Source organism: Nostoc sp. FACHB-152 (assembly GCF_014697475.1).
Taxonomy (GTDB): Bacteria; Cyanobacteriota; Cyanobacteriia; order Cyanobacteriales; family Nostocaceae; genus Nostoc_B.
In genome coordinates, this window is the sequence record NZ_JACJRV010000042.1 from 49,345 (window position 1) to 61,548 (window position 12,204).

At 41.8% G+C, this 12,204-nt stretch carries 9 protein-coding genes and 1 rRNA gene; 8 read left to right on the forward strand and 2 right to left on the reverse strand.

What is annotated here, in order from left to right:
* Positions 1-209: 209 nt before the first annotated feature.
* From surE to H6G76_RS22795, 4 genes are all read left to right on the forward strand, one after another.
* Positions 210-1,007 (forward strand): 5'/3'-nucleotidase SurE, encoded by a 798-nt coding sequence (gene surE, locus H6G76_RS22780; RefSeq protein WP_190705926.1) that lies wholly within the window; start codon positions 210-212, stop codon positions 1,005-1,007.
* Between the two features lie 349 nt (positions 1,008-1,356).
* Positions 1,357-2,253: an MBL fold metallo-hydrolase gene (locus H6G76_RS22785; protein WP_190705929.1), complete on the forward strand. Its 897-nt coding sequence runs from the start codon at positions 1,357-1,359 to the stop codon at positions 2,251-2,253.
* A 284-nt stretch (positions 2,254-2,537) separates the two neighbouring features.
* Complete coding sequence (locus H6G76_RS22790) at positions 2,538-3,605, forward strand: bifunctional riboflavin kinase/FAD synthetase (RefSeq protein ID WP_190705931.1); 1,068 nt, start codon at positions 2,538-2,540, stop codon at positions 3,603-3,605.
* A 113-nt stretch (positions 3,606-3,718) separates the two neighbouring features.
* Positions 3,719-4,624, forward strand: a complete 906-nt coding sequence (locus tag H6G76_RS22795; protein ID WP_190705933.1) for a MoxR family ATPase — start codon at positions 3,719-3,721, stop codon at positions 4,622-4,624.
* Positions 4,625-4,648: 24 nt separating this feature from the next.
* Here the strand turns inward: H6G76_RS22795 and H6G76_RS22800 are convergent, their stop codons facing one another.
* Entirely contained in the window at positions 4,649-5,536 is an 888-nt protein-coding gene (locus H6G76_RS22800) for a phosphodiester glycosidase family protein (RefSeq protein ID WP_190705936.1), read from the reverse strand.
* A gap of 21 nt (positions 5,537-5,557) precedes the next feature.
* Positions 5,558-7,399, reverse strand: a complete 1,842-nt coding sequence (locus tag H6G76_RS22805) for a tetratricopeptide repeat protein (protein WP_190705939.1) — start codon at positions 7,397-7,399, stop codon at positions 5,558-5,560.
* Between the two features lie 308 nt (positions 7,400-7,707).
* Here H6G76_RS22805 and H6G76_RS22810 point away from each other — a divergent pair, with 308 nt between their 5' ends.
* The 4 genes from H6G76_RS22810 to H6G76_RS22825 all read left to right on the forward strand — a co-directional run.
* Positions 7,708-9,459: a serine/threonine-protein kinase gene (locus tag H6G76_RS22810; protein WP_190705974.1), complete on the forward strand. Its 1,752-nt coding sequence runs from the start codon at positions 7,708-7,710 to the stop codon at positions 9,457-9,459.
* Positions 9,460-9,743: 284 nt separating this feature from the next.
* On the forward strand, positions 9,744-10,307 hold the full coding sequence (locus H6G76_RS22815; RefSeq protein WP_190705942.1) for a pentapeptide repeat-containing protein: 564 nt from the start codon (positions 9,744-9,746) through the stop codon (positions 10,305-10,307).
* A gap of 212 nt (positions 10,308-10,519) precedes the next feature.
* Complete coding sequence (locus H6G76_RS22820) at positions 10,520-11,695, forward strand: M20 family metallopeptidase (protein WP_190705944.1); 1,176 nt, start codon at positions 10,520-10,522, stop codon at positions 11,693-11,695.
* Between the two features lie 409 nt (positions 11,696-12,104).
* Positions 12,105-12,204 (forward strand): 16S ribosomal RNA (locus H6G76_RS22825); the annotation flags it as partial.

The following is a 12,204-nucleotide window of genomic DNA, read 5'->3' on the forward strand; positions in this document are numbered from 1 at the left end:
AATAGTCAATAGTCAATAGCCATTGGTCAATAGTCATTAGTCATTAGTAAAGGACAAATGACAGAGGACAAATAACCATATTTCTTTTTACCAGTTTAGAGGCGATTGAGCATGAGAGCATGAATTTTATTTTCTAAGTTGTGATATTAAACACTGACAATCGGTCTTTAAGTGTTGACCATTAACAGTTGACTGTAAATTATTAGCCTATGAGATTACTCATTAGCAATGATGACGGTATTTTTGCTTTAGGTATTCGTACCCTAGCTAATTGCTTGGCAGAAGCCGGCCATGATGTAACTGTAGTTTGTCCAGATAGAGAGCGATCGGCAACGGGGCATGGACTAACCATGCACCAGCCAATTCGCGCCGAAATTGTCGAATCAATTTTTCATCCCGCAGTTAAAGCTTGGGCTTGTGATGGTACTCCTTCAGACTGCGTAAAACTCGCACTTTGGGCTTTACTAGAATCTCCGCCCGACTTGGTGCTTTCTGGTATTAATCAAGGTGCTAATTTGGGAACTGAAATTCTCTATTCAGGAACCGTTTCGGCAGCAATGGAAGGGGTAATTGAAGGCATTCCCAGTATTGCTTTCAGCCTTGCCAGCCACACCTATAAAGACTTTCTCCCAGCTGCTAAGTTTGCCAAAATCCTGGTAAACCAACTCGCAGCTAAACCTTTACCAGATTTAATGTTGCTGAATGTTAATGTGCCTGCTGTCAAGTGGGAAGAAATTGCTGGAGTCACTTTTACCCGCCAAGGTGTCAGACGCTATGTAGATGTGTTTGACAAGCGTACAGACCCACGTGGCAAGACTTACTACTGGTTAACAGGTGAAGTTTTAGAGGATATAGAGCCTCCAGAAGGTCTTAATTTACCGCAAAATATTCCCGTTGATGTGCATATCATTCGCCAAAACTACATCAGCATTACGCCATTGCAATACAATCTCACCTATCCAACAGGACTTGAGAAATTATCTTATTGGGAAATTCCTCTAGACTAGATTATTTTATACACATTTTAGCTAAAGGCAAATACGGAATGAATCTGATCAACCAAAACCTAGAATATCTATCTATGCTCTCCTACCTGCTTTTACAAATTAATGCATAACAGCAAAATTTAGGCTATAAAGTAGGAGCAATTTGATAACACTGATACATATAGTCTCAGAAAAAATCACATAACTGCTTTGCAGTATTCCTGTTAAGCTTACACAATTTACCCTAAACAGGGTATGCTGTTCTACCAAGAAACACATTCTCTACCAAATGTGGTAAGACAGCATAGACTAAACCAAACTAAGAACATTTTTGTTCTTAATCGCCCGCTAAGTCCAGCAAGCAACACCCATGTCCAGGATAGAGAAACATTTTACCGTGCAATTTTGGGGCGTTCGCGGCAGCATCCCCAGTCCAGGTCCACACACTGTCCGCTATGGCGGCAATACCCCTTGCATTGAGATGCAAGCGGGCGGTAAACGCTTAATTTTCGATGGTGGTACAGGGCTGCACGTTTTGGGGCAATCGTTATTGCGCCAAATGCCGATAGACGCACACTTATTTTTTACCCATTCTCACTGGGATCATATGCAAGGGTTTCCCTTTTTCGTCCCAGGCTTTGTCAAGGGTAACAACTTTCATATTTATGGCGCGATCGCACCTGATGGTTCAACTATAGAGCAGCGTCTCAACGACCAGATGCTGCACCCTAATTTCCCTGTGCCGTTGCAGATTATGCAAGCTAATTTGCATTTCCACGATGTCAAACCAGGGCAACCAATCCATATTAATGACATTACCATAGAAACAGCATCACTCAATCATCCAGGCGAAGCTGTTGGATATCGAGTTAACTGGGGTGGTGGTGCGGCTGTTTACATTACCGATACCGAGCATTTTCCCGACAGATTAGATGAAAATGTTTTATGGCTATCACGTAATGCGGATATTCTCATTTACGATTGTACTTACACTGACGAAGAATATTATTCGCCAAAATCACCCAAAATTGGTTGGGGACACTCCACATGGCAAGAAGCGGTGAAAATCGCCAAAGAGGCTAACGTCAAAACGCTGGTCATCTTCCACCATGATCCTGCTCACAATGATGATTTTCTGGATGCTGTAGGAAAAGAAGCATTACAGAAGTTTCCCGATGCAATTATGGCACGGGAAGGAATGGTTCTCCAAGTGCCTGTGTCAGTCCCCTTATCCGAATCTTTTTCTGTGAGTAAATCTGCTGGGTGAAAGTTGTCTGCCAAGCAATTGTAGATTTTAGATTAGATTGGTGATCAAGAGCTATCAGCGCGAGATTTTACCTCCAGAGTAAGCCGCGACAACTTGAGGACAAACCTATGGGTTGATCAAAGTGCAGACCGACACATAGAAAATTAATGGTAGAAGCTAGTTTCTAGGCTTCAAATGTGGGGAATTCCTACAGCCCAGTCCATACAGTTTGTCTAACTTTAAGCGGTGTACCATGAGGTTACTTGTGGCGAATAGCTAAATAAACCTCAAATTCCAGAATCTACGTGCTAAATTTGTCTCAAAATGGATGTTCTGTGTGGGTTGCTTCTTCAACCGCATCGATTCTAACGCCAACTACTGTTGCGCTGGGCAAATTTGATGGCGTGCATCTTGGCCATCAAAAGGTGATTCAGCCAATTTTACAGTCAGCTGGCAGCAAAGATGAGGAGAGCCAGAAAAGGCAAGAGAGCGGCATATCAACAGATTCCCAAAACTTAATCGCTCCACAAACCCAACCACAAGAACGTACATATTCGACAGTTGTCACTTTTCATCCGCACCCGCAGGAGTTTTTTACGGGTAAGCCCCGTACTTGGTTGACTCCACTGGATGAAAAAGTTCAACAATTGCGATCTTTTGGAGTCGAACAGTTAGTATTACTACCTTTCGACAAAGAACTGTCAGCTTTGTCTCCTGAAGAATTTGTCGATAAAATTCTTGTACAACAATTGCGATGTCAGCGAATTAGCGTTGGGCAAGATTTTTGTTTTGGCAAACAGCGTCAAGGTACCGCTCAAGATTTGCAATTATTCGCAGCCAAGTACAACATTCCTGTCACCATCGTTCCATTACAGATTCACGCTGATCATCCGACTTTGGAGGCTCCTATTAGCACTTCACTGATTCGTAAATCTCTCGAAAGTGGCGATATCAAAACAGCCAACCTATGTTTAGGAAGACCTTACACCCTCATCGGTGTTGTGATTCAAGGTCAACAACTAGGTAGAACGATTGGTTTTCCGACTGCGAACCTCCAAATTCCTAGGGATAAATTTTTACCCCGTCAAGGTGTCTATGCTGTGCGGGTGAACATTGTAAGTGAAACACCAGACACAACTACGCCACCGTTGATTTTGGGAGTTATGAATATTGGTAATCGCCCTACAGTTAATGGTGCTAATTCATCTGTGGAAGTACATCTGTTTGATTGGGCTGGCGATTTGTACGGTAAAACACTTGCTGTGCAACTGATTGATTTTTTACGACCAGAACAAAAATTTCCGTCTTTAGAAGCTCTAAAAACCCAGATTCAAAAGGATTGTACTATCGCTCGGAAAATTTTGAGTGAGTAATGGTAACTTCCAATGATGGAATGGGAATACTGTAAGTCAGGAATGGAGAATAAGGCATAGGTTGTTCTCCATTCCAGTTCCTATTAGCCCATTCCTTACTTATTCTGTGGTGCATGAGAGAACAAATTGAAGTTTTAACACAAAATCTGGCTCGTACCATTGTTGGCAAAAATGAAGCAATTCGCTTGGTTCTAGTTGCCTTGTTAAGTGGTGGTCATGCATTATTAGAAGATGTGCCTGGAGTTGGTAAGACGCTGCTGGCTAAATCCCTGGCTCGTTCTTTAGATGGCAAATTTCAACGGCTGCAATGCACTCCTGATTTGCTACCTACAGATATTACTGGGACTAACATTTGGAACCCTAAAAGCGGTGAGTTTACATTTCTCCCTGGGCCAGTTTTTGCCAACGTACTCTTAGCTGATGAAATTAACCGCGCCACACCCCGCACCCAGTCGGCTTTACTGGAAGTGATGGAAGAACATCAGGTAACAGTAGATGGTGTTTCGCGTCCAGTTCCCCAGCCATTTTTTGTGATTGCTACCCAAAACCCGATTGAGTATCAAGGTACTTTTCCCTTGCCAGAAGCTCAAATGGATCGGTTTATGCTTTCTTTGAGTTTGGGTTATCCTTCAGCGCAAGAAGAATTAGAAATGCTGCAAAATCTCCAGCAAGGTAGAAATAATGAGTTGCACCCCTGCATTACTTTGGCAGCATTACAGGAATTGCGCCAAATTTGTTCTCAAGTAAGAGTAGAAACTTCTTTGCAACAGTACATTCTGGAATTGGTAAGGGCTACACGACATGATGAGGAAATTACTTTAGGTGTGAGTCCTCGCGGTACTGTGGCATTACAAAAAGCTAGCCAAGCGTTAGCTTTTATTTCTGGGCGTGATTATGCAATTCCTGATGATGTCAAATTTCTTGTGCCTTACGTTCTTTGCCATCGCCTAATTCCTAGAGGTGGACGTAATGCTAGAAGTGTAGTGGATAGGTTATTACGGTCTGTGCCAATTCCTTAATCTTCCAAAAACAGAACAAGTACATCAATTATCCTGAACTAATAAAACTGATTTTACAGGTCGCTTGATAGGATTTCCCTGTAAATCAACTTTCCCATAAAAGGTTTTACCTTTGAAATAAAGCGAAGAAGAACTACCACCGTCCAGGTTCATCGCTTCTTCCGCACCAAGAGTTTTCATTAAGTCTGCTAGTTGTGGTAGAGATATACCAGAATTGGGTTTTGCAGGTTTTTGGGCTACCATCACTAAAATAATATTGCCATCACGAGTAATACCTACAGCAGTTCTAGCGTTGGGCTGTTTACTCCCTAGTGCATCGCGTCCTGTGGCATTATCGACAAAACCCTCTGATAATGATGTCAGTTGTGGTAAAAGCCTTGGGCCAGCACCAATAGCATCAACTATGCGACAAGTTGCTGGCGGTGATTGGTTATGCAAAGCGATCGCATAACGCGTAATTTGTCCACATAAATAGCGACGAAATTCGGTACGATTAAAAATTAAATTCAGGTAGGGCTTTAATTTGGGATTGTTTACTAAACGCTCATTATCTTTAGGATTAGCTACCAATTGACCATTGACCACCACGTAAGATGTAGATTTTTGGTTGGCTGGGTCAAAAAAGCCAGCATTTAAGATAGCGATCGCTTGACGTTTTTGGGCAAATTCTTCTACAGTGTTTACCTTCTGTGATATTGCTGAAGTTACTACAAATCTGCTATTGCCTGGAATCACCAAAATATGAGCTATACCTTGGGGTAAATTGCGCTCAAAGTAGCGAATGGTTTTGGGTGGGGATGGTGTAACTGTTGGTATAGCAGAAGATATTGAATTTGGAGAAGAACGCACACTTAGCCAAAACAGCGATGTCCCTAAACTGGCTATTGCTATCAGCAGCTTAATTTTTAGCACTTTTTACTCTAAAAAATTTAATTAAATATCTTGCTGATATCGCATCAACAATTGTGGGATGTAATCATACCCATCAACGCCAATAATCGCAATGATTTTTGCACGCTGTTGTTGCCAGAAATTTTGGAATGCTTCTTTGCCTATTTGTCCTTGCAAAATTGTTAATAAACCTGCTGGTTGCCGCCATTCATTTGATGCAATCTGCTCTAAAAGATACATTCCCAAGCCACCAGTGTAAATGGCTTTCTCTGCATTTTGTAAATGATAATACGCTTCGGATAAGGAAGCTAAATTGCGTCCTTGAAGATATAAATCTCCTGAAATCTGGGCTGTTTTAAAACCTTCTTCTAAATATTTGATAGCGGTTTGGGCTTCACCAATTACTAAATAGGCAATACCTAAACTACTTAAACACAAGCCTTTACTTTGAAGATCGCCTAATTTTTCTAATAACTTTAATCCTTGTTCTAAATAATTAATTGGCATTTCATAAGTTTCTGGTTCAATTTGTTCCAACTGTTGTGCTTGCATGACTTCGCTGTAACCTAAATTGACCAGCGCATTGGCTTCACCAGTGCGATCGCCTGCTTGCCGACTCAATATTAATGCTCGTTGGCTATGGTTAATCGCCTCAGCATAATCTTTTTCTTGTACATAAGTCCGGCTGAGGTGGTTGAGATTGGCAATTTCACAAGGGCGATCGCCTGCATTTCGCGCTATTTCCAAAGCTTGCAGGTGAAATTTAATAGAGCGTTGATATTGTCCTAATGCGCGTTGTGAATAGCCTAAAAGTGTAAATATTCTTGCTTTTTCTTGGGTTCCCTCGACTTTTCGTAGAGGTTCATCTAAATAGTCCAGGGCATTTCGCAAATAACTACCCGAAAATGAAGCGAAAATCCCACCGTAAAGAGGGAAATATGGACGTTGGGCAAAGTTTCGCAGAATTTGCAGCATCATTTGCGAACCACCATTACCATACACCGCCGCAGTATTACCAAAACCACTTGCTAACTGACTCCAAACCACGGCAAAAGTCAAGTAAGTAGAAATTGATAATTTTGACCCTGCTTGCACATTATATGGTTGTTGATCAAACCAACTAACTAACCCTCGTTGCAAATACTGTAAAATCAACGCCATTTCTACCCAATCACTCAGGGTAATACTACGTTGTTCGGCAAATTCAATTGCTGATTGTTCTCCTGCTAGGCTACGAAACAAAGCTTGCGGTAATTCACTGTTAACTTTCTTTGCCCAAGTTGCCCAAGGGCCGTTTTCTCCAGGTACACCGCCAAAACCTAGTTCCCGATTTTGTTCGTACATCCAACTTATCAAGTGGTCTTGAAGTCTTTGCCAAGCAGCCAAACCACGAGTAATACCTTGTGAGATTTGTTCTATATCAGTATCTAATTGGGCAAATTGTAGTAAAGCTTTAGCTAGTTGCTGTAATTGAGATGAATTAAAAGGTTGCTTTTGATTAGGGTCAGTCAAACGCAGGAATGTAGCTAGGCGTTCATCGGCTGCGGCTGTGGTGATATCTCTAACTGCTAAAGCGATCGCTTCTGTGGCTTGATTTTGTTCATAATATCGCTGCCATTGAGTTTGAATTGTTTTAATTGCTCTCAAACTCCGATTAGCCTTAGCTTTCTTCAGTTCGTCCTTCTCGCTATCAACTTGACTTTGGATGGTACTCAAGCGATCGCTCACAGCTAGCTCAAATATTTCTCCTGTACCAGATGTTATGCCTTTTTGCAACATTTGGTACACCATCTCCACAGAGCTAATCTTGCCCTGGAGGGTAAGTTGCACAATTTCATCAATTAAACTGAGGTAGCGATCGCGCAATGGCAGAGAGTCTGACACTTTGACTATAAAATAACGTCACATTAATTCTCATTCTAATGTTAAGAGCAGAAGTAAGAAGAAATTTGGCGAGGCTAGTTTTGTTACTAACCTAACTATTGCCTGTTGCCTATTCCCTCTTGCCTATTAAACCGAGTTCATCCCATAGATTTTTTGGTAACTTTTGGCAACATATAAAAATGACAAGGGATAATAAAAAGTGAGCATTTTCCGAGATTCACGTAAATGTATAGAAATATACAAGTGCAAAAAACTACCATTTGACAACTATTTGAGCAACTGATAAAACTCAACAGTTAAAAACCTTGATGCACGGCAATGTAGCGGTTCACTGCATAAATCCTGATTGTCAACGACCTTATCCCCAACCTTGGGGAAACAAATTTTGTAACAGTTGTGGCGCATTGCTACAGCTGCTAGACCGCTACGTGCCATTACAGCCATTAGGTTCCGGTGGTTTTGCTCAAATTTACACAGTTTGGGATGAAAAGACCCAGACAGAAAAAGTATTAAAAGTGTTGGTGGAAGATTCACCAAAAGCCCAAGAATTGTTTACGCAAGAGGCAGCTGTTTTAATTAGTTTGCAGCATCCCGGTGTTCCGAGAGTTGAGGCTGATGGTTTCTTTCAGGTAAATTTGTCCAGTCCCAAACAGCGTCAATTAGCTTGCTTGGTGATGGAAAAAATTAATGGGCCGACTCTTGATGAAATACTAGATAGCTATCCTCAAGGCTGCCCTGAAAACTTAGTATTGAATTGGTTTACCCAAGCCGTCAAGATTTTACAAGAATTGCACAAATGCCAAATTATTCACCGCGACATTAAACCTTCTAATCTAATGTTGCGGATACCAGCATCAACTGCACCACCAACTCAAGCTAGAACAGGTTGGGAACAATTGGTGTTAATTGATTTTGGCGGAGTAAAACAATTTAATTCTGCAAGCCAACGTCGAGAGTCAAGTTCAACGCGATTATTTTCGTCTGGTTACAGTCCGCCAGAACAAGTAACAGGGAGTAATGTGGGGCCTGCTGCTGATTTTTATGCTCTCGGTCGCACAATGATTGAATTACTCACAGGTAAGTATCCGCCAGAGTTGGAAGATTTACAAACTGGGGAACTCCGTTGGCGAAATAGGGTGACTGTAAACCCACAATTTGCCGATTTATTAGATGAGATGGTTAAGGAAGACGTGCGATCGCGTCCAGCCAATGCCGCTATAATTCTCAAACGCGTGGCGAAGATTAGCCGTCCGACCAAACTGGGCTTTTTCTCACAGCTACAAAACTTCGTAAATCAAACCTCAAACCAAACTAACAATAACTTATCACTGCTCACACAAACCATTGAGCGAGCTTTAGCTACTTGTGTGCAAGCTGTGGGCAAGACAATCTTGTTTATAGCTAAAGCATTTCTCAAAATTATCCAAGCCTGTTTAGCGACAATTTGGGCAATGTTGTTATCTGGGCTAGGAGCTTGTGTAGGTACAATTGTCGGTTTCTTTTTGGCATACCGCACAATTCTAGGCGATCGCATTGTGGAATTGATTTTAAGTCAGCTACCCGAAGTAGTTGCCAATTCGCAAAATAAAATTGGTGCAAATCTGTTATTATTTGCGATCGCTGGCTTAGGAACTGCTTGGGGACTGACAACATCCGGGTGTTTTGGTCAAAGGCGGCGATTTTTAGTAGCCTCAATTATGGGTATCATCAGCTATGGGTTCGGCTGGTTATTTTGGGAACTACTGTCATCAAAACAAAGTAGTGACGGCTTGGTAGCAATGATTGCCGTTTCCGTATTTTTGCTATCTCTCAGTTTTCGATTTCGCAGCCATCACATAGTTTATGCCTTAGTTGCTGCCTTTGGTACTGCCAGTATTTTTTCTGTCTTATTTATTGTCGGCTTCCCTACTACAGTTTTACAGTTTTCTAACCAACCACTTTGGTCAGAATTAGGTTTACCCTTGGCTTTGTTTGGTTTTGTCGCAATATTAATGAGCTTTTGGCTAGGAATCAGTCACTATCTAATCGTTCCTGGCTTGCGCTTTTTGGGATGGCGCTAAGTATACCTCCCAAAACAAGATCCCTCCAGCTACTTTGTTCGTCTAGCCGGAGGGATCGCATATGTGGTAGTCTATAATTCGTTCTGTATAGTTCCTTACGAATCGATTTTAAAACCTAATTTTGGTTTTGGCTAGTGTAAATATTGGAATTTATAGGATTTTTATAGCTTCTTCATCACCACTTCATTGCTAGAATTTGCAGAGCAAGCTGTATATGTGTATATGTTAAGTATGACAGTAGATTAACGCTTAACTGCTCACCTATATAAGTATCCGTAAACACTATGAAACTCCAGATTGCCAGCCTTGTTGCCCTAATAGTTTGTACGGGGTTAACAGAAAAAGCCTTTGCGCTGAATCAGCAAGACCTAGAACAGTTAAAAGCATCTGGTACTTGTCCTAGGTGCGAATTAAGTGGTGCTGATCTCACTCAACTTAACTTGACTGGTGCAAATTTGCGTGGGGCTAACTTAAAGGGAGCAAATTTATCGCAGGTGAATCTGACAAATGCAGATTTGACAGGTGCAAATCTAGAGAACGCAGTTCTTCAATCTGCTAATCTTACAGGTGCATCCCTAACAGGCACAAATTTAAAATCAGCATCCCTACAAAATGCTGATCTTTCATTTGCAGGTTTCATTAGTGCCAATTTAGAGGGTACTAGCCTGCAAGGTGCTAACGTGCAGTTTGCAAATTTCCGTGGAGCAAATTTTCGCCTCACAACCATGCCTGTGGGTAACGTAACTTCAGATAGACCCTATTGGTGGTCATCAGATCGTTTAATTCCCAAACAATGTAACAAGTTTCAGGCAGGAAATACACGGGGTACAACTTGCTACACAGAATAAACAGCTTTTAATCAGACAAATTATTAGGGTGGGCATCTAGCTCTCCACCCTAATCAAATTTTTGACACGAAAGTAATAATTAAATTGAGATTAAATTTTACAGCTTAAAAAATAGTGAGTTATAAGTAAGTAACCGAACTTGATATTAAGAGCATTTTCTTCCTTAACACTTCTTTATCATGAGAACAAAGCCCGCAAACCTAAATTGATTGATGCTAACCCGTATAAAAGACTTAACCACAAAACTAGCTCCTCGTTTAGTTGAGATTCGTCGTCATATTCACTCTCATCCAGAACTCAGTGGTCAAGAGTATCAAACCGCAGCGTTTGTCGCTGGAGTTTTGTCTTCCAGTGGAGTTCAGGTACAAGAAGGAATTGGCAAAACTGGTGTGATTGGTGAATTGCAAGGTACAGGTAAAGATAATCGTTTATTAGCTATTCGGACTGACATGGATGCTTTGCCCATCCAAGAACGCACAGGTTTAGAATATGCCTCCCGTACAGACGGAGTGATGCACGCTTGTGGTCACGATGTTCACACCACAGTTGGGTTAGGTACAGCAATGGTATTGTCCCAAGTGGCAGATGAATTAAGTGGTAAAGTTAGATTTTTATTTCAGCCAGCAGAAGAGATTGCCCAAGGAGCGCATTGGATGGTAAAAGATGGCGCAATGGAGAACGTCTCCGCCATCTTAGGAGTCCATGTTTTTCCCTCAATACCCGCAGGTTCGATTGGGGTACGCTACGGAGCGTTAACAGCAGCAGCAGATGATTTAGAGATTACTATCATCGGAGAATCGGGACATGGAGCGCGTCCCCACGAGGCAGTTGATGCGATTTGGATTGCCTCTCAAGTCATTACTGCTTTGCAACAAGCAATCAGCCGAACGCAGAATCCCTTGCGTCCTGTAGTACTAAGTATCGGCAAAATTAATGGTGGGAGAGCACCAAATGTTATTGCCGATAAAGTTCAGTTATGGGGAACCGTGCGATCGCTTCATCCTGAAACTCGCGCCCATCTGCCCAATTGGATCGAAAATATTGTTAGCAATGTTTGTCATGCCTACGGTGCAAGTTATCAAGTTGATTATCGTCAAGGTGTACCCAGCGTCCAGAACGATTATTCTCTAACACAGCTATTGCAATCAGCAGCTGAAGAAGCTTGGAGTAGCGATCGCGTCCAAGTCCTACCCGAATCCTCCCTTGGTGCTGAAGATTTTTCCGTTTATCAAGAACACGCACCTGGTTCAATGTTTCGCTTGGGAGTTGGCTACAAAAATAGAATTGTGAATCAGCCATTACACCATCCCGAATTTGAAGTCGATGAATCAGCGATTATCACCGGAGTAGTCACGATGGCCTATGCAGCCTATAAATACTGGTTGTAAGCAAAATCAATAAATTATCCAACTTAAAAATTGAGACAACAGCAATCTACCAAATATAGGTGACAGTAATACAGCACACCTGCTGTCACCTCATCATTTATCCACAGGAGAAGTTGCTGGATCAAGATATTGGTGCGTTCTTCAAGTCATGCAAAATATGGCTTCAGCCAGAGCTAAAAAAACTTTTTCTGTTACCCCTTGACAATCCAGTTGTGGGTAGTTAACCTAGATAAAGTGTCAAGGCGAAAGACAAGCGCCGCGACAACTGAACCGCGACAAACAAATACTTTGAAAGCTTAAATTAAAACCAATCCTCGTCAAACAAATTGGTTTTGGGACAACCCAAAAACATAATAAATTATAGCAAGGAATCTGAAGAACGAGTTTTTTCAGATGACAAACTCAAAACAAAACGGAGAGTTTGATCCTGGCTCAGGATGAACGCTGGCGGTATGCTTAACACATGCAAGTCGAACGGAATCTTTAGGGATTTAGTGGCGGACGGGTGA

Coding starts and splice junctions, on each gene's coding strand:
- surE (WP_190705926.1), top strand. CDS start 210: ATGAGATTACTCATTAGCAATGATGACGGTATTTTTGCTTTAGGTATT.
- H6G76_RS22815 (WP_190705942.1), top strand. CDS start 9,744: ATGAAACTCCAGATTGCCAGCCTTGTTGCCCTAATAGTTTGTACGGGG.
- H6G76_RS22820 (WP_190705944.1), top strand. CDS start 10,520: ATGCTAACCCGTATAAAAGACTTAACCACAAAACTAGCTCCTCGTTTA.
- H6G76_RS22785 (WP_190705929.1), top strand. CDS start 1,357: ATGTCCAGGATAGAGAAACATTTTACCGTGCAATTTTGGGGCGTTCGC.
- H6G76_RS22810 (WP_190705974.1), top strand. CDS start 7,708: ATGCACGGCAATGTAGCGGTTCACTGCATAAATCCTGATTGTCAACGA.
- H6G76_RS22795 (WP_190705933.1), top strand. CDS start 3,719: ATGAGAGAACAAATTGAAGTTTTAACACAAAATCTGGCTCGTACCATT.